This is a genomic window from Rhodococcus sp. YL-1, assembly GCF_001942025.1.
GTDB classification, from domain to species: domain Bacteria; phylum Actinomycetota; class Actinomycetes; order Mycobacteriales; family Mycobacteriaceae; genus Rhodococcus_F; species Rhodococcus_F qingshengii.
The window spans coordinates 973,860-990,939 of sequence record NZ_CP017299.1; the positions used below are offsets into that span (position 1 = coordinate 973,860).

Annotated in this window: 16 protein-coding genes; 13 read left to right on the forward strand and 3 right to left on the reverse strand. The window is 61.9% G+C overall.

What is annotated here, in order from left to right:
* Positions 1-9: 9 nt before the first annotated feature.
* The gene (gene nagB / locus BH682_RS04600; RefSeq protein WP_054827937.1) at positions 10-789 is read left to right on the forward strand and encodes a glucosamine-6-phosphate deaminase; all 780 of its coding nucleotides are present in this window, start codon (positions 10-12) and stop codon (positions 787-789) included.
* Between the two features lie 9 nt (positions 790-798).
* On the opposite strand, the gene BH682_RS04605 is transcribed toward nagB, so the two are convergent.
* The 3 genes from BH682_RS04605 to BH682_RS04615 all read right to left on the reverse strand — a co-directional run bounded on the left by BH682_RS04605 (position 799) and on the right by BH682_RS04615 (position 4,807).
* Positions 799-2,430 carry a long-chain-fatty-acid--CoA ligase gene (locus tag BH682_RS04605; RefSeq protein ID WP_075832238.1) on the reverse strand — a complete coding sequence of 544 codons (1,632 nt, stop codon included), beginning with the start codon at positions 2,428-2,430 and terminating at the stop codon, positions 799-801.
* 61 nt (positions 2,431-2,491) lie between these two features.
* A complete protein-coding gene (locus BH682_RS04610; RefSeq protein ID WP_064688568.1) occupies positions 2,492-3,613 on the reverse strand; it encodes an acyl-CoA dehydrogenase family protein in 1,122 nt (373 codons plus the stop codon).
* A 12-nt stretch (positions 3,614-3,625) separates the two neighbouring features.
* Positions 3,626-4,807, reverse strand: coding sequence for an acyl-CoA dehydrogenase family protein (locus BH682_RS04615; protein WP_003945878.1), 1,182 nt, complete (start codon positions 4,805-4,807; stop codon positions 3,626-3,628).
* A gap of 265 nt (positions 4,808-5,072) precedes the next feature.
* On the opposite strand from BH682_RS04615, the gene BH682_RS04620 reads away from it, so the two are divergent.
* The 12 genes from BH682_RS04620 (at position 5,073) to BH682_RS04675 (ending at position 17,031) form a co-directional block, all read left to right on the forward strand.
* Positions 5,073-5,264: a ferredoxin gene (locus tag BH682_RS04620; protein WP_007734330.1), complete on the forward strand. Its 192-nt coding sequence runs from the start codon at positions 5,073-5,075 to the stop codon at positions 5,262-5,264.
* 109 nt (positions 5,265-5,373) lie between these two features.
* Positions 5,374-6,291 (forward strand): 3-oxoacyl-ACP reductase, encoded by a 918-nt coding sequence (locus BH682_RS04625; RefSeq protein ID WP_054188083.1) that lies wholly within the window; start codon positions 5,374-5,376, stop codon positions 6,289-6,291.
* 502 nt (positions 6,292-6,793) lie between these two features.
* The gene (locus tag BH682_RS04630) at positions 6,794-7,558 is read left to right on the forward strand and encodes an MlaE family ABC transporter permease (RefSeq protein ID WP_003945687.1); all 765 of its coding nucleotides are present in this window, start codon (positions 6,794-6,796) and stop codon (positions 7,556-7,558) included.
* A gap of 64 nt (positions 7,559-7,622) precedes the next feature.
* The gene (locus BH682_RS04635) at positions 7,623-8,474 is read left to right on the forward strand and encodes an MlaE family ABC transporter permease (protein WP_042920421.1); all 852 of its coding nucleotides are present in this window, start codon (positions 7,623-7,625) and stop codon (positions 8,472-8,474) included.
* Positions 8,475-8,485: 11 nt separating this feature from the next.
* Positions 8,486-9,670 (forward strand): MCE family protein, encoded by a 1,185-nt coding sequence (locus BH682_RS04640; RefSeq protein WP_003945815.1) that lies wholly within the window; start codon positions 8,486-8,488, stop codon positions 9,668-9,670.
* The gene (locus BH682_RS04645; RefSeq protein ID WP_007734337.1) at positions 9,670-10,689 is read left to right on the forward strand and encodes an MCE family protein; all 1,020 of its coding nucleotides are present in this window, start codon (positions 9,670-9,672) and stop codon (positions 10,687-10,689) included. Before BH682_RS04640 ends, BH682_RS04645 begins: the two co-directional genes overlap by 1 nt.
* On the forward strand, positions 10,686-11,744 hold the full coding sequence (locus BH682_RS04650) for an MCE family protein (RefSeq protein ID WP_003945728.1): 1,059 nt from the start codon (positions 10,686-10,688) through the stop codon (positions 11,742-11,744). Before BH682_RS04645 ends, BH682_RS04650 begins: the two co-directional genes overlap by 4 nt.
* Positions 11,741-13,045 carry an MCE family protein gene (locus BH682_RS04655; RefSeq protein ID WP_007734341.1) on the forward strand — a complete coding sequence of 435 codons (1,305 nt, stop codon included), beginning with the start codon at positions 11,741-11,743 and terminating at the stop codon, positions 13,043-13,045. Before BH682_RS04650 ends, BH682_RS04655 begins: the two co-directional genes overlap by 4 nt.
* Positions 13,045-14,292, forward strand: coding sequence for an MCE family protein (locus tag BH682_RS04660; RefSeq protein ID WP_020968506.1), 1,248 nt, complete (start codon positions 13,045-13,047; stop codon positions 14,290-14,292). Before BH682_RS04655 ends, BH682_RS04660 begins: the two co-directional genes overlap by 1 nt.
* A complete protein-coding gene (locus BH682_RS04665) occupies positions 14,289-15,683 on the forward strand; it encodes an MCE family protein (protein WP_075832240.1) in 1,395 nt (464 codons plus the stop codon). The genes BH682_RS04660 and BH682_RS04665 overlap by 4 nt, the downstream gene beginning before the upstream one ends.
* Positions 15,683-16,486: a hypothetical protein gene (locus BH682_RS35665; RefSeq protein ID WP_083954648.1), complete on the forward strand. Its 804-nt coding sequence runs from the start codon at positions 15,683-15,685 to the stop codon at positions 16,484-16,486. The genes BH682_RS04665 and BH682_RS35665 overlap by 1 nt, the downstream gene beginning before the upstream one ends.
* A complete protein-coding gene (locus BH682_RS04675; protein ID WP_007734345.1) occupies positions 16,483-17,031 on the forward strand; it encodes a hypothetical protein in 549 nt (182 codons plus the stop codon). The genes BH682_RS35665 and BH682_RS04675 overlap by 4 nt, the downstream gene beginning before the upstream one ends.
* The last annotated feature ends 49 nt before the right edge of the window (positions 17,032-17,080 follow it).

Sequence of the window (17,080 nt, forward strand, 5' to 3'; positions counted from 1 at the left end):
AATCAACCGATGGAAATTGTCATTGTCGACAGTGCGGAGGCGGCCGGCACCGTTGTTGCCGACATCTTCGAACACGCGGTGCATTCAGGTGCACGGACTTTGGGCCTGGCGACAGGATCTTCACCGCTCTCGGTGTACCGCGAACTCGCGCGCCGTCACCGCGAGGAAGGGTTGAGTTTTGCCGGCGTGCAGGCGTTCCTGTTGGACGAATACGTCGGCCTGCCGGAAGGCCACCCTGAGTCGTATGCCCAGGTTATCCGAACGGAGCTGGTGAATCACCTGGACCTGGACGCGGCAAGGGTATTCAGCCCCGACGGAACCGCGCCGGATCCATTTGCCGCCGCGGCGGCCTACGACCGGGCGATTGCGTCGAATGGTCCGGTGGACGTTCAACTTCTGGGCATCGGCGGCAACGGTCACATCGGTTTCAACGAACCGACGTCCTCACTGAATTCGAGGACCAGGGTCAAGACGCTGACGGAACAGACTCGAACCGACAACGCCCGATTCTTCGAGAGTCCGGACGACGTACCACGGCACGTGATCACCCAGGGCCTCGGAACTATCTGCGAAGCAAAGCATCTGGTGATGATCGCGACCGGCGAGCACAAGGCCGCTGCGATTGCCGCTGCCGTCGAGGGGCCGCTGGCCGCGGTGTGCCCGGCATCGGTCCTCCAACTGCATCCACACGCGACGGTGGTGATCGACGATGCAGCGGCATCACAGCTTCGGCTCACCGAGTTCTACAAAACGGTGTCGGCGCACAAACCGCTTGCTCAGCACTACTGAGATATCGGGCTAGACGCGCTCTCGCGTCTTCTCGAGGCCGAGTGCCATTTCGGGAGTGAGTAATTGGAAGTCGGATTCTCCACGCCGTCGGATCCACACCGGATCGGAGGTGTTCCAGCGTTCGGCGCTCTGCGTTCGAGTGACCACCTTGAACGTCGCCGTTCTCGGGAACTCACTGCACACTCGGATCAAGGTCGGCTTCTGCTTCGGCCCGAGTTCCGGCCGGGAATCGATGTATTCGGCTACGGCTGCCGGGTCGAAGTTGTCGACATCGCCGACCGGAATCACCGACGCCATGACGCGGTCGCCGACGTCGCTGTCGGGGACTGCGTACACGGACACCTGCGCGAAGCCCGGGTAACCGACCAGGGAGCGTTCGATGGGTGCGGCACCGATGTTCTCGCCGTCCACTCGCAGCCAACCGGAACTGCGTCCCGCGAAGTAGACGTAACCGTCGACGTCGGTGTACGCCAGATCGCCACTCCAGTACTGGCCGTTGCGCATTCGCTCGGCGTCGGCTTCCGGGTTCTTGTAGTACCCGGCGAACGTGCCTGGGCCGGTGACATTGACCAGTTCACCAGTTGCCTGGTCGGCGTTGGTGATCCGGCCGTCGGCATCGAAGACTGCAGGCGGGCATGGCGCTCCGGTCTCGGGATCGAGGATCTTGACGCCGTCCGGGAGCAGTCCGAGGGCGCCGGGCCGGGGAACCGGTGCCGCGGAGATCGAAATGCCGCCCTCGGTGGAACCGAAGCCGTCGATGACGCGAGCGTCGAAGCGCCGGACGAAGGTGGCGACGGCGGGCGCCGAACCCTCGTTGCCGTACATGATCTTCAAGGTGTTGTCCCGCTCGTTCGGCACCTCGGGGGTGGAAGCGATGAAGGACAACGGCTTTCCGACGTAGTTGGAGTACGTGATTCCGTACTTGTGAACGTCGGGTAGAAAACCCGAAGCGGAGAACTTGCGTCGCATGGCAATTCCCGCACGAGCGTGCAGCGCGACCGTCCACGCCGCCATCATCGCGTTGGAATGGAACATGGGCATCGCCATGTAGACGACGTCGTCGGCGCCGAGCCCGAAACGATCGGCAAGCATGACCCCGGGAGAGGCCAACTTGTGGTGCGTGCACCGAACCGCTTTGGGATCACCGCTGGTTCCGGAAGTGAAGATGAGCATCAACAGATCGTCGGGCTGCGCCGTCGACGCGTAGGCCGGCGTATCGGCGAAGGGCGCCAACAATTCCGCCCAGGCCGGAGAATCCACGTTGATCACCCGGACGTCGCCGAGATCGATGTCGTCGAGTAGATGTGCCTGGTTGTTCTCGGTGAAGATGACCTGGCAGTCGGAGAGCGCAATGTCTCGCGCCAATGCCGGGCCGCGCCTGGTCGTGTTCAGCCCGGCGGCGACCGAACCCGAGAACGATGCCGCTCCGAGCAGCAGCGAGAACTCGGGGACGTTCTCCATCAGAAGTCCGAAATGCCTGGGGCGCGTTCGATCGAGCAGCGTGTCCAGCAGCGCTGCTCGATCGAACGAGCCTTGAACGTGCTCGCGCCAGGTGATGACCTGGTCCTCGAAACGGATACCGCGGTCGTCGATCTCGCTGACTCCGAGGAGTAGATCGGAAACAGTGGGGCTCTGACTCATAGCTGCATCATCATCGATTCGTCTCGGACCAGGTCATGGATTTCCACTCGGTGGGACGCACTCAGGCAGGGACTGCGGCAAGTACCTTGCCGAGCGCGCGAAGCTGATCCGTTGCGTTGCCGAGCAGGAACTCGTGATGCTTGGCCGCGAGGAAGTAGCGGTGAACCGGATGGTCCTCGTCCAGACCGACACCGCCGTGAACGTGAACAGCGGTGTGCCCGACACGGTGTCCCGCATCTGCAGCCCAGAACTTGGCCGTCTGTACAGCGCCGTCGGAAGGAAGTCCTTCGCTCAGACGCCACGCGGCAGCCCACAGAGTCAGACGAACACCCTTGACGTCGATGTATCCGTCTGCGAGGCGCTGGGCCACTGCCTGGAAACTACCGATCGGTCGACCGAACTGCACACGCTCGGTGGCATATTCGGCGGTCAGCTTCAACGCTTGATCGAGCACTCCGTACTGGTAGGCGGTCGAACCGAGCTGAATTCGCTCGACGATCCACGCCGCGATGTCCGATCCCTGGGCAACCGAGCCGAGAACACGATCGGCCGGGATCTGCACCGAATCGAATTCGACGAGACCCGCGCTCGAGAAATCTGTGGTCGATTGCCTGGTAATGCTCACGCCCGCGTCCGACGGTTCGACGAGGAAGACCGCGACGCCGTCCTCGGTGATGGCGGGGACGAGGAACAGATCTGCGAGCGGTGCACTGTCGACGGTGATCTTGGCTCCGTCGATGCGCCAACCTTCGGCGGTCTTCTCGGCACGCGTGACGGGGTGGGCCGGGTCGTCGTTGTATTCCTCGGCGAGGGCCGCGGTGAGTATCTTCTCGCCGGCGGCGGCGGCGCTCGCCCATTCGTCTCGCTGCTTGTCCGAGCCGAATTCCGCTATCGCTGCGGCGGATCCGACGATGGACGTCAGGAACGGAACGGCTGCAACACCGCGTCCGAGTTCGGCCAGGATGCTGCACTGCTCGAGGACCCCGAATCCGTCTCCGCCGACCGACTCCGGAAGGGCCGCACCGAGGACGCCGGCCGAGGCCAGAGCGTTCCACAAGATGGCGTCGAAGCGGTCTTCCGCGGCGTCGAGTTCACGAAGGCGATCGTTGGTGACCAGTTCGGTGACTACGGATCGTGTCAGGCCGGACAGGTCCTGCTGGGCCTCGGTAAGGGTGAATTCCATGATCGTGGGTCCTTATCGCTTCGATGCGGGAAGCCGCAGAGCTGTCATTCCGATGATGTCGCGTTGCACTTCGTTGGTACCGCCGCCGAACGTCAGGATCAGCGAAGAACGATGCATACGTTCGATGCGGCCGCGCAGAAGGGCGCCGGGGGAGTTCTGCCTGATCGTGGCGGAGGATCCGAGGATTTCCATCAGCAAGCGGTAAGCCTCGGTGGCGAATTCGGTACCGAACACCTTGTTGGCGGACGCAGCTTCGGGGCCGGGAGCGTGATCGGTTGCGGAGGCGATTTCCCAGTTCATCAACTTCAGGTACTCGGCTTTGGCATGCACGCGAGCCAGATTGATCTGCACCCATTCCTGGTCGATCATGCGTCGGCCGTCGGGCAGCTTGGTGTTCTGTGCCCACTCACGGACCTCACGCTGCGCGGTCAGAATCGGTCCGGCCGAGGTGAGGGCAACGCGCTCGTGGTTGAGCTGATTGGTGATCAGTGCCCAGCCGCCGTGTTCCTGACCCACGATCGACGACGCCGGGACCCGTACGTCCTGGTAGTAGGTGGCGCTGGTGTCGGGGCCGGCCATGGTGTGAACCGGTGTGTAGGAGAAGCCTTCTGCCGTGGTGGGGACGATCAGCATGCTGATTCCCTTGTGCTTCTTGGCTTCCGGATCGGTGCGGCACGCCAACCACACGTAGTCGGCGTACTGGATCAGGCTGGTCCACATCTTCTGCCCGTTGATGACGTAATCGTCACCGTCACGGACCGCCGACGTGCGCAGAGAGGCCAGGTCGGTGCCGGCCTCGGGCTCGGAGTAGCCGATCGCGAAGTGGAGCTCACCGCGAGAGATCTTGGGCAGGAAGAAGGCCTTCTGCTCGTCCGTACCGAAATGCATGATTGTCGGCGCTACCGAATTGATCGTCAGGAAAGGCACCGGCGCACCGGCGATGGCGGCTTCGTCGGTGAAGATCAGCTGGTCCATCGCGGAGCGTTCCTGTCCGCCGTACTCTTTCGGCCAACCCAGGGTGAGCCAGCCGTCCTGGCCCATCTGCGCGACGACTTCGCGGTACACATTGCCTTCGCCGTACTCACCCGTCGTGGCGGCGAGCGCTTCACGCCGCTCGGGAGTCATCAGTTGTGCGAAGTAGGCACGCAACTCCTCCTGGAGCTGTTGCTGCTCAGGGGTGTAGGTGATGTGCATGGTTACCTCTCCATAGAGATACGAATCAAAGCGTCAACCATTCGATTGACACAGGTTCTATCGATGCGTTCATCGGCGACAAGGGGCGCCCTCGCCGTCTCCGGCGGATCGTTCGACGTCCGTTCTCGGTACTTTTTCGAATCATTGCACACGACTGAAACAGGTTCTAGTGTTATCGCCAGGAACGGTGTGCGGCACAGCCCTGCGGCACTCGTTTCGTATCCGTGTTCGTGTGAGCAGTTGTGAGTAGAGAAGAGGAATCGCCATGGAGGTCAGGGTTGATCTGGACCGTTGCGAGGCAAACGGTGTGTGCGTCGGGATCGCGCCCGATATTTTCGACCTCGACGACAACGAGGAGCTCGTGATCAGTTCTGTGCGCCCACCGGAGGATCGCTGGGAGGATGTCCGTTCCGCGATCGCTCAGTGCCCGCGCGCGGCACTGACCGAACATCCGTGACGATGGTTGCCCAAAACAAGAACACGTTCTAAAGTTGCGAACTCGTGGGTCACGGCAATCGAGCCGGGTAACTCGACACACGACCGCAGAGAACCGGGAGAGCGCTTCGATGAATGCTGTGAACAGCCCAGAAACCAGTCTCGAAGGCAAGGTCGCCATCGTGACCGGTGCCGGATCGGGGCTTGGAAAGTTCGAGGCCATCGGTCTGGCGAAGGCCGGTGCTTCGTTGGTCGTCAACGATCTGGCCCCGAACGAGGCCGTCGAAGCGACGCTCGAGGAAATCCGTGGTCTCGGTGCCAAGGTCGAATTCGTGGCAGGCAACGTCGGTGAGCGTTCTACTGCCGACGCACTGATGGAAGCAGCGCAGGGTCAGTTCGGCAGTGTCGACATCGTCGTCAACAATGCAGGGGTCGTACGCGACCGGATGCTGTTCAACATGTCCGACGAAGACTGGGATCTCGTACTCGAAGTGCACCTTCGCGGCCATTTCCTCTTGTGCCGCAACGCCGCTGCCTACTGGCGGGCGAAATCCAAGGAAGCCGGGGCGCCGGTGTACGGGCGCATCGTCAACACTTCTTCGGAGGCGGGTCTCCTCGGACCGGAAGGGCAGCCCAACTATGGCGCTGCAAAAGCCGGAATCACGGCGCTGACGTTGTCGGCCGCACGTGGGCTCTCGCGCTACGGCGTACGGGCCAACGCGATCTGCCCGCGGGCACGGACGTCGATGACCGAAGGCGTGTTCGGCGACGCGCCGGCCGACGGCATGGATCCGCTCTCGCCCGAGCACGTGGCTTCGCTCGTCTCGTACCTGGCATCACCAGCGGCCGACGCCGTCAACGGTCAGGTATTCGTGGTGTACGGACCGATGGTTGCGCTGATGGCGGCGCCCGTCGTCGAGCAGAGGTTCGACGCCGAGGGAGATTCCTGGTCGCCGGAAACGCTGTCCGCAGTGATGGGTGACTACTTCGCTGACCGTGACCCGGCAAAGATGTTCTCGGCATCGGCGGCCCTGCGCGCGTTGGGCTGATCGACGGCGCTGATTCTCGGGTGCGCGACACGTAGAACCGTTGTTCACACTCAGACGGTCTACGTGTCCACTTCCTGGTAGAAATAGCGTGTTCACGAGTCGGTGGGCGCGGCAGTTTGCCTGCGTTCTGTAACGAGACCAACGGTCTCGAAAAAACTGGACTGTGTTCCAATTTTGCATTCCTGCGAACGATGCGATATTCGATCGGCGTGCCCAGTCAAGGCTCTCGCATGGCTGAATTTCGAACCTGGCGCCGAAAGGCGCCGATCATTCAAAAGTATTAATTTCCAGGATATTTCGGCGAAAATCGCATCGAAAAGGGATGCTTCCCATGTCTCCGATCTTCCGGTTTCGGATCGGCGCCGTGAGGCTACTCCTTAGAGTTGGACACTTGTTTTTGACAGGTGAACACGTTCTAGTTAATATGACCTGAGTCACAAGCTGTCGGGGGCTGGACTATGAGAACAGACAGTACTGCGGCAACCAAGGACGAGGAGGGCGAATGGTAGACCTCGTCGAGGTGCCATTACGAGCGGTCGGTGGCTTCTTTCAGATGTCCGCCCAAACCTTGAGGGCAGTCTTCTCCCGCCCTTTCCAGCGGCAAGAGTTCATCGATCAGGCCTGGTTCGTGGCCCGAGTCTCGATGGTGCCGACGGTGCTGGTCGCAATCCCGTTCACGGTGCTGGTCAGCTTCACCATCAACATTCTCTTGCGCGAGATCGGTGCAGCCGACCTCAGTGGTGCCGGAGCTGCCCTCGGCACCGTCACGCAGGTCGGCCCCATCGTCACCGTGCTGATCGTCGCCGGCGCCGGCGCAACCGCCATCTGCGCGGATCTTTCGGCCCGAACCATCCGCGAAGAGATCGACGCCATGAAGGTGCTCGGGATCAATCCCATCCACCGGTTGGTCGTTCCCCGAGTGCTCGCGTCGACAGGTGTGGCGCTGCTCCTCAACGGACTGGTCTGCACCATCGGCATCCTCGGCGGTTTCGTCTTCTCCGTGTTCATCCAGGACGTGAACCCCGGCGCCTTCGTCAACGGCATCACACTGCTCACCGGATTCGGTGAGCTCATGCTCTCCATGGTCAAAGCAGGGCTGTTCGGCATGATCGCCGGCCTGGTTGCGGCCTACCTCGGACTCAACGTCAAAGGCGGCGCCAAGAGCGTCGGTGACGCGGTCAACCAGACCGTCGTGTTCGCGTTCATGGCGCTCTTCGTCGTCAACGTGCTCATCACGACCATCGGTATCAAGTTGACGGCCGGATGAGGCCCACGGCAGTCGGAGAGATCGAAGTGGACAGAACGACAAACGACAGACGGGAGGAGATCTGATGGCGTTGGCCGCAGCGGGACGCTTCCCGCGCACACGTCGACAGATCGGTTCGCTCTCTCGCAGTATCGACAGCATCGGTGATCAAGCGCTGTTCTTCGCGAAGGCTCTCGGTCACGCTCCCAAAGCGCTGATGCGCTATCCACGTGAAACTCTGCGACTGATCGCCGAGATCAGCATGGGCACCGGTGCGCTCGCCGTCATCGGTGGCACCGTCGTGATCGTCGGATTCCTGACACTGTTCACCGGTGGCACCATCGCCGTTCAGGGCTACAGCTCGCTGGGCAACATCGGCGTCGAGGCACTGACGGGCTTCTTCGCCGCCTTCATCAACGTTCGCATCGCAGCGCCGGTCATCGCCGGAATCGGCCTCGCCGCGACCATCGGCGCCGGCTCCACCGCGCAGCTCGGTGCGATGCGCGTCTCCGAAGAGATCGACGCGCTGGAGACGATGGCGATCCCGTCGATTCCGTATCTGGTCAGCACCCGCGTCATGGCCGGCATGATCGCGATCATCCCGCTGTACTCACTGGCGGTGATCGCGTCGTTCGTCGCCAGCCGCTTTGCGACGGTGTTCCTCTACAACCAGTCCGGCGGCGTGTACGACCACTACTTCACGACCTTCCTGATACCCACGGACATACTGTGGTCGTTCGCCCAGGCGATAGTCATGGCGCTGGCCGTCATGCTCATCCACACCTACTACGGCTTCAACGCAACCGGTGGCCCGGTCGGCGTCGGTGTCGCGGTGGGTAACGCAGTGCGCGCCTCGTTGATCGCGGTCGTCACGGTCACCCTGCTCATCTCACTCGCCATCTACGGCGGGTCCGGCAACTTCAACCTGTCGGGATAGGCGGGCAAGCGATGACCGTACCCAGATGGCACAAGAAGTTGGCCGCAGCCGGCCTGGTCCTCGGACTCGTGGCGATCGTCGCCGTTGCTCTCACCATGTTCTCGGGTGGGTTCACCAAGAGCACGCCCATCACCGTGACGTCCACGCGTGCCGGCCTCGTCATGGAACCCAATGCCAAGGTGAAGTTGCGCGGAGTGCAGGTCGGCCGCGTCGAGTCGATCTCCCTCGTCGGGGACCAGGCAAACCTGAAGTTGGCGATGGATCCGGGCCAGATGTCGAAGATTCCGTCGAACGCCCGGGTGGAGATCAAGACCACCACGGTGTTCGGTGCGAAGTACGTCAACATCGTGATTCCCGACGATCCGTCGACCCAACCGATCCAGGAGGGTGCTGTCATCGCTTCGGACAGCGTCACCGTCGAGTTCAACAGTGTCTTCGAACATCTTTCGGACGTGCTCGCGAAGATCGAACCGGAAAAGCTCAACGCCACACTCGGCGCGATCTCCACCGCACTCAACGGGCGCGGCGAGTCGCTGGGTGAGGTTCTCGAGCTCGGTGACACCTATCTGAAGAAGATGAATCCGGTTCTACCGCAGCTCCAGGAAGACTTGGTCGGCGCCGCCGATGTCACCAATCTGTACGCCGACGTGGCACCGGATCTGATGCGCATCCTCGACAATGCCACCGCGACAAGCGGATCGATCGTGGCCGAGCAGGCAAACCTCGACTTGCTGTTGCTCAACGTCACCGGCCTCGCGGACACCGGCAACGCGTTGTTGACCGACAACGAGCAGAACCTGACCACCGCCCTCGACACTCTGACCGCGACGACGACCCTGCTCGACAAGTACTCGTCGGGTCTGACGTGCTTCATCGTCGGGTTGAACGACGGTCGGATCAAGTTCGAGCCACTGGCAGGCACCGGGGACAAAGCGGCGCTGATGCTGAGTGCGAGCTTCATGTACGGCGCCGAGGCGTACCAGAATCCGCAATCTCTCCCCAAGGTCGCGGCCTCCGGCGGACCCAATTGTTATGGTCTGCCCGAATTCGATCCGAAGGTCGACGGGCATGCACCGTTCGCAGTCACCAACACCGGCAACGTGCCCTTCGTTCCCAACACCGAACTGCGCGTTACCGTGCCGACCATTTTCCAGTATCTCTTCGGTGACTCCTACGAGCAGGAAGACGGGAAGTGATGAGACCGACCACGGTCAAGCTGCTGATTTTCACCGTCGTCATGGCGGTCATCTTCGCCGGACTGGCGATCGTCTTCAGTCAGGTGCGCTTCAGCAGCAGCAACGGATTTCACGCCACCTTCTCGGACGTCTCGGGACTCAAGTCCGGCGACAAGGTCCGCATCGCCGGTGTTCCGGTCGGGTCGGTCACCGGAGTGTCCATCGGTGACTCCAACCAGGCCGAGGTCGAGTTCGACGTCGACACCAAGTACTCGCTGATGAAGAGCACCAAAGCGACTGTGCGCTACGAGAACCTGGTGGGCGATCGCTACATGGAACTGCTCGAGGGCGCCGGTTCCACCGAGACGCTTCCGTCGGGAGGATCCATTCCGGTCGATCAGACGTCGCCCGCTCTCGATCTGGATCTGCTGCTCGGCGGATTCAAGCCGCTGCTTCGTTCGCTCGACCCGCAGCAGGTCAACGACCTCTCCGGGGCCCTGCTGCAGGTACTCCAGGGCCAGGGCGGAACGCTGGTTTCGTTGCTGGGAAACACCAGTTCGTTCACCAGCACGTTGGCGGACCGAGACCAGCTGATCGGGGACGTCATCACCAATCTCAACGACGTACTCGGCACCATCAACGACAAGGGCGATCAGTTCTCCACCACGATCGATCAGCTCCAGCAGTTGGTCAGTGGATTGGCGAAGGACAGTGGCCCGATCGGTAATTCGATCACCGAGATCGCCGGTGCCACGGGAGATCTCGCGTCGTTGCTGCAGGCGACACGTCCGGACATCCAGACGCTGATCGGGGAGACCAACCGAACGATGACGCAGCTGGACCTGGGCAAGGACGACATCAACACCGCTCTCGATCGTCTGCCGTCCGACTACCGGAAGCTGATCCGAGTGGGCACGTACGGAGCGTTCTTCCAGTTCTATCTGTGCGCCAACACTTTCAAGTTCTCCGGACCCGACGGGACGACGATCATCTTGCCCACGGCAGTTCAGGACACGGGAAGGTGCGCAAAAGTCTCATGACCCCAACCCGTGAACGTAATCCGGTACAGATCGGTGTCATCGGTCTCGTCCTGGCGGTGGCAACCGTCGGTGCCGCGCTTCAATACGATCAACTCCAGTTCATCAACGGTGGCATTCGCTACTCGGCGTACTTCCAAGATGCCGGCGGCCTGGTCACCGGCGACGACGTGACCATGGCCGGCGTGAAGGTCGGCAAGGTCAGCGACGTCGAACTCGACGACCAGAAGGTGTTGGTCACCTTCACCGTTCAGGACGGTGTCGCCCTGGGCGAGCAGACAGCGGCTGATATCAAGACCAACACGGTTCTCGGGCGAAAGTCGTTGGCGGTACGGCCGGAAGGATCCGGACTGTTGCGGACGGACACGCCGATTCCGGTCGAACGCACCAACTCCCCGTACTCGCTCAACGACGCTCTGGGTGACCTCGGGACAACGGTGTCCGAACTCGACACGGAACAGATCAACGATTCGCTCAACGCGATCTCGGACACCCTGGCCGATACTCCGCCAGAACTTCGCACCGCATTGGACGGAATGACGCGGCTTTCGCAGAGCATCAACTCACGCGACGAGAGCCTGCTCCAATTGCTCTCGCGGGCCGAAGATGTCACCAAGATCCTTTCCGACAGAAGCGGTCAGATCGATTCGTTGCTGGTCGACGGCAACAAGTTGTTTGCCGAGCTGAGCTTGCGGCGTGACGCGATCAGCGAACTGATCGTCAACACCGGCGCAGTCTCACGTCAACTGTCAGCGCTGGTGCAGGAGAACGAGGCCCAGATGGGGCCGACCCTCGAGAAGCTGAATTCGGTCGCCGAGGTTCTCCAGCAGAACAAGGACAACATCGCGGGAGCGCTCGACGGACTCGGACCGTACATCACCGCGCTCGGTGAGACCGTGGCCAGCGGCCCGTTCTTCGACGCCTTCATCATCAACATTCTGCCGAGCAACTGGTGGAAGACCCTGGTGGACACCAGCGTCGCGCCCGAGCAGGTTCCGGGCGACCTGGAAGACTTCTTCCCCGGTATTCCACCGACGATCAGGGGGCCGGGAGAATGACCGAGACCATGACTTCACAGGATCCACAGGGCTCCACCAACCCACGCAAGAAGTGGGTGCTGATCGGAGCGGGTGTGCTGGTCGCGCTGCTCGTCGCCGGTGCGGCCTACCTCTTCATCCCAGGCCTGGGCAAGACCAAGATCTCCGCGCACTTCGTCTCGACCACCGGTCTCTACGAGGGCGATGTCGTGCGAGTGCTCGGTGTCAACGTCGGCAAGGTGACCAAGATCGAACCGCGTGATCGGGACACCTACGTCGAGATGAAGATCGATTCGAGCGTCGACGTTCCGGCAGATGCCAAGGCGCTCATCGTTGCTCAAAGCCTCGTGTCCGCACGCTTCGTGCAATTGACCCCCGTGTACTCCGGCGGGGAACAGATGCCCAACGGCGGCGAAATCCCGATCGAGCGCACCGCCGTTCCGGTGGAGTGGGACGAGATCAAGACCGAACTGACCAAACTGTCGGACGCACTCGGACCGGAGGGTCTGGACGATCAGGGTTCCCTCGGTCGATTCATCGACACCGTGGGAACGAACCTCGACGGTAACGGTGAGTCGATTCGGTCGACGCTGCGCGAACTCTCGGCCACGATGCACACGCTGTCCGAAGGCCGGACCGATTTGTTCTCCACCATTCGGAACCTGCAGGCATTTGTCACTGCGTTGTCCTCGAGTAACGAGCAGATCGTGCAGTTCAGCGGTCACCTCGCTTCGGTGACAAGCGTTCTCGCAAGCAGCTCCGACGAGTTGGGTACCGCCCTCAGTGATCTCGACCTGGCCGTCGGCGACGTCCAGCGGTTCGTCAAGGACAACAGCGAGGGACTGAGCGAATCGGTTGCGCGTCTCGCCGATGCCACTCAGGTACTGACTGACAAGCGCCCGGAGATCGAGCAGGTTCTGCACTCCGGACCGACGTCGCTTGCCAACTTCTATCAGATCTACAAGCCGGCTCAGGGCAGTATGACCGGCGCAATTGCACTGAGTAACTTCAAGAATCCGATCCAGTGGATCTGTGGTTCCATCGAAGGTATCGAGAGTGGTAACTCCCAGAACAGTGCCGACCTGTGTAAGCAGTACCTCGGGCCGGTGCTCAGCACGATGATCGGCAACTACCCCGGATTCCTGTTCAACCCGGTCGCGGGCGTGCAGGCTTTCCCGGATCAGATCGTCTACACCGAACCGGGATTGGAAGCGGCAAGTCAGAATCAGCCGGAAACCGTCGCAGGACCGATGTCGGGTGCTCCCATGACGAGTGTGCCCAAGGATCTCGCCGAACTCTTCAACATGGGCGGAGGGAACTGATGCGGGTAGCTCGCAAGACCACGGTTGCCGTGTTGGCCACGGCAGTGGCACTCGGCGCCAGCGGTTGTGAATGGAACGGTCTCAACTCGGTGCCGATGCCAGGCACTCAAGGCCGGGGCGAAGGCGCATACGAGGTTCAGATCGAGATGCCGAACGTGACTACGCTGTCGCAGAATTCGCCCGTCCGGGTGGATGACGTGGCAGTGGGAAGCGTTTCGAACATCGAGGTTCAAGGCTGGCACGCTCTGGTGACGGTGTCGCTGAATCCCGAGGTTCAGTTGCCGGCCAACGCGACGGCAAAAATCGGTCAGACCAGCTTGCTCGGCTCTCAGCACATCGAGTTGGCGCCGCCGGTAGGGGAGGAGCCCGAGGGCCGACTCGAAGCCGGTGACCTGATTCCGATCGAGCGGGCGGGCGCTTACCCGACGACGGAACAGACGCTGTCGTCGCTGTCGGTGGTACTGAACGGCGGCGGTCTCGCTCAGGTTCAGGACATCACGAAGGAACTCAACGCCGCTCTCGGTGGGCGTGAAGATTCGGTTCGCGACCTCCTGCCTCAGCTCGATCAGCTGGTCGGCAGTCTGGACAAGCAACGGGGCGACATCGTTTCGGCGATGGAGGGACTCGATCGACTGTCCTCGACGGTCCAGGCCCAGCACGACACCCTGAACAAAGCACTCGAAGGTATTCCGCCGGCACTCGAGGTTCTTGTCGCTCAGCGTCAGGACATCACCAACGCCTTGACCTCCCTCGGTGGTCTCAGCGAGGTGGCCAGTCGCGTCATCCAGGAGAGCGGCGACGATTTCGCGACCAATGTTCGGGCTCTTTCGCCGACTCTGAAGGCCTTGGCGGATTCGGGTAACGCTCTCACTCAGGTTCTCGGAGTCCTCTTGACGTTCCCGTTCCCGCAGAACGGAATCGACAACGTCATCCGCGGTGACTACGCCAACCTGGCGATGACCATCGACATCTCGCTGCCCCGACTCGACGCGAACTTCCTCACCGGAACTCCGTTGGCCGGAACACTCTCCGGACCAGAAGGCGTGTTGGGTAAGCAGGCGGGGCTCGCCGGACAGACAGGCAACCCGTTGAGCGATCCGCTCAAGCCTGCCGCACCGCCGGCACAAGCTCCCGCCGGACAGGCTCCCGCTGCGCAGGCCCCGGCAGCGGATCCGAATACCATTCAGATTCCGGGACTTCCGCCGATCAACATTCCAGGACTTCCTCAGGGGGCACCGGCACCATGATGCTCACAAAGTTCGTCCGTATCCAGCTCATCATCTTCGCCGTCTTGACGGTTGTCGGTTTGATCGTGATGGCCACTCAGTACGTGCGTGTTCCGGCGATGGTCGGTATCGGCCGTTACGACGTCACTGTCGAATTGCCCGCCACCGGTGGGCTGTACAAGAACTCGAACGTCACCTACCGCGGTCAGACCATCGGTGTCGTGAACGCGGTGGAGTTGTCGGAAACGGGCGTGAATGCGCGACTGTCTCTCGAGAGCGGCGTCAAGGTGCCCTCGGACGTCAACGCTGCGGTCAAGAGTGTGTCGGCGATCGGCGAGCAGTTCGTCGATCTGATTCCGCACACCGACAGCTCCGGAGCGATCGTGGTCGACGGGCATCTGGAAAACGGATCGGTGATTCCCGAAGACCGAACCAGCATTCCCCAGGATGTCGGCGCGATGCTCGATCAGGCAGATCTGTTGCTGCAGAGCATTTCCGACACCAAGCTCAAGACCGTCATCGACGAATCCTTCAAGGCGTTCAACGGTGCCGGCCCGGATCTGCAGAAGCTGATCGACTCGGCTCGGCTGTTCGTCGAAGAGGCGAACAACAACTCCGACGCGACCAAGACCCTGATCGAGCAGGCCGGTCCACTCCTGGACACCCAGGTGGTCAGCAGCGACGCCATCCGTTCCTGGACAAGCAATCTGGTGACGTTCACCGACCAGCTCCGCGCCAGCGACCCTGATCTGCGTGCCGTCATCCAGAAGGGTCCGGCCGCAGCGGCGGAGGCGAATGCTCTTCTGCAAGACATGCAGCCGACATTGCCGATTCTTCTGGCGAACCTCGTGTCCGTCGGACAGGTCGGCGTGATCTACAACAACGCGATCGAGCAGATTCTGGTCATCTACCCGCCGCTGGCCGCGGCGCTGGTCACGGTGGCAGGCTCCGGCCCGGCTGCGGATGGTGCACTGGTGGACTTCCACATGGAGGTCAACGACCCGCCGCCGTGCACTACAGGATTCCTGCCCGCAGAGCAGTGGCGCAGTCCGAAGGACGAATCACCAATCGAGACGCCGTCGGATCTCTTCTGTCAGGTTGCCCAGGATTCGCCGATCGCCGTGCGCGGCGCGAGAAACCTTCCCTGCGAGGAGTATCCGGGACGTCGTGCGCCGACGGTCGAACAGTGCCGTTCCGGCTACGTACCGATGGGCACGAACCCGCAATCCGGGCCTCCGGAACCGATTACCGCGACCCCGAGCTCGTACACGTCGACGCCTTCGGTCTCGGCTCGTCGGTACGATCCGATTACAGGCACGTACATCGGGCCGGACGGAAGGACGTACTCGCAACCGAACCTCGGTGGCGGCGACGTCAGTCTCGAACAGTTCATGAAGGGTCAGCAGGGTTGATGACAGACGAAGATCCACAGGCCGGGCAGCGGGTGCGCCGTCGCGCGTCCCGCAGCGCCGGACCCACGGGTGCGGATGCAGACGCTGCCGCGGTAGTAGTGCCCACCGAAAAGAAGTCGGCCGAACAGAAGCCAGCCGAGCAGAATGCGGCTGAGCAGAAGGTGGCTGAGCAGAAGGCGGCGGCGCCAGTTGCTTTGGGCAAGCCCGATACTCCACCTGAGAAGGTCGTCAGCGGTGATCAGGTCACGACCGAGGCTGAGCCGACCGGTACCGCCGAAACCCCCGCAGAAACTGCTGTGGACACCCCTGTTCGTTCGAAGCCCAAGGCCGGGTTGGTAGTCGGGATCGCCATTGCTTCGGTGATCGCTGTTGCTCTTGCGGCCCTGACGGTGTTTCTTCTCGTCGACCGGAACAAGGCGTCCAATGCCGACGAGGACCGAGCCCGCTACGTGGCCGGTGCCCGGACCACCGCACTGAATCTGACGACACTGCACGCGGATACAGCGGCTGCCGACCTCGACAAGTTCCTCGCCGGCACCACCGACGAGTTCAAGTCGCAGTTCGACGGACGCAAGGATTCGTTCGTCAACGTCCTCGGGCAGGCCGGAGTTCAAACCGACGGCGAGGTGCTCGAAGCCGGGTTCGAGAAGTCGGACGGTGATTGCGGGACTTCTCTTGTCGCGGTGCGCGCGATGCAGAAGAACGGCGACGAAGCGCCCGCCGAACGCAACTACCGACTCCGAATCACCATGTGCGACGTCGACGGGCAGTTGCTTGCCTCGAATGTGGAGTTTGTGCCATGACCCCAGAAGTGAACCCCGAGACGTCCAAGCAAGTTTCGCCGAAGCCGAAGCGCGCCTCACCGCTCGCCATCATCCTGTGCGTCATCAGTGCAGTGGCCATCGCGTTGGCGGCAGTGTCGGCGTATCTCTACTTCGGTCCGGACGGAACGCGTGACACCGCAGCGATCGATCAGACCAGAGACGAAGTGGCACAGGCCTCTTCCGATCAGGCGGTAGCGATGTTCCAGTACGACTACAACAACGTCGACCAGCAGTTGCATGCAGCCACAGACGGTTTGACGGGCGATTTTCAAGGCACGTTCACCAATCTGATCGAATCGGTGATCATTCCGGGAGCCAAGGAAAAGTCGCTGACCGTTCAGGTCGTCGTCCAGGGCGCCGCGGTTCTCGACGCGGAGGCGGACAGCGCGACGACGATGCTGTTCCTCAATCAGATCACCACGTCTTCGGAATCGCCCGAAGCCGTTGCCAGTGGCAGTCGCGTGAAGATGAGTCTGGAGAAGCAGGACGGACGTTGGCTCGTGAACAACGTCCAACCCTTCTGATCAAACACACGAAGGCTGGAGCCGGGTACGAAAGAGGCTGGGGCCGCGG

Coding starts and splice junctions, on each gene's coding strand:
- nagB (WP_054827937.1), top strand. CDS start 10: ATGGAAATTGTCATTGTCGACAGTGCGGAGGCGGCCGGCACCGTTGTT.
- BH682_RS04605 (WP_075832238.1), bottom strand. CDS start 2,430: ATGAGTCAGAGCCCCACTGTTTCCGATCTACTCCTCGGAGTCAGCGAG.
- BH682_RS04610 (WP_064688568.1), bottom strand. CDS start 3,613: ATGGAATTCACCCTTACCGAGGCCCAGCAGGACCTGTCCGGCCTGACA.
- BH682_RS04615 (WP_003945878.1), bottom strand. CDS start 4,807: ATGCACATCACCTACACCCCTGAGCAGCAACAGCTCCAGGAGGAGTTG.
- BH682_RS04620 (WP_007734330.1), top strand. CDS start 5,073: ATGGAGGTCAGGGTTGATCTGGACCGTTGCGAGGCAAACGGTGTGTGC.
- BH682_RS04625 (WP_054188083.1), top strand. CDS start 5,374: ATGAATGCTGTGAACAGCCCAGAAACCAGTCTCGAAGGCAAGGTCGCC.
- BH682_RS04630 (WP_003945687.1), top strand. CDS start 6,794: ATGGTAGACCTCGTCGAGGTGCCATTACGAGCGGTCGGTGGCTTCTTT.
- BH682_RS04635 (WP_042920421.1), top strand. CDS start 7,623: ATGGCGTTGGCCGCAGCGGGACGCTTCCCGCGCACACGTCGACAGATC.
- BH682_RS04640 (WP_003945815.1), top strand. CDS start 8,486: ATGACCGTACCCAGATGGCACAAGAAGTTGGCCGCAGCCGGCCTGGTC.
- BH682_RS04645 (WP_007734337.1), top strand. CDS start 9,670: ATGAGACCGACCACGGTCAAGCTGCTGATTTTCACCGTCGTCATGGCG.
- BH682_RS04650 (WP_003945728.1), top strand. CDS start 10,686: ATGACCCCAACCCGTGAACGTAATCCGGTACAGATCGGTGTCATCGGT.
- BH682_RS04655 (WP_007734341.1), top strand. CDS start 11,741: ATGACCGAGACCATGACTTCACAGGATCCACAGGGCTCCACCAACCCA.
- BH682_RS04660 (WP_020968506.1), top strand. CDS start 13,045: ATGCGGGTAGCTCGCAAGACCACGGTTGCCGTGTTGGCCACGGCAGTG.
- BH682_RS04665 (WP_075832240.1), top strand. CDS start 14,289: ATGATGCTCACAAAGTTCGTCCGTATCCAGCTCATCATCTTCGCCGTC.
- BH682_RS35665 (WP_083954648.1), top strand. CDS start 15,683: ATGACAGACGAAGATCCACAGGCCGGGCAGCGGGTGCGCCGTCGCGCG.
- BH682_RS04675 (WP_007734345.1), top strand. CDS start 16,483: ATGACCCCAGAAGTGAACCCCGAGACGTCCAAGCAAGTTTCGCCGAAG.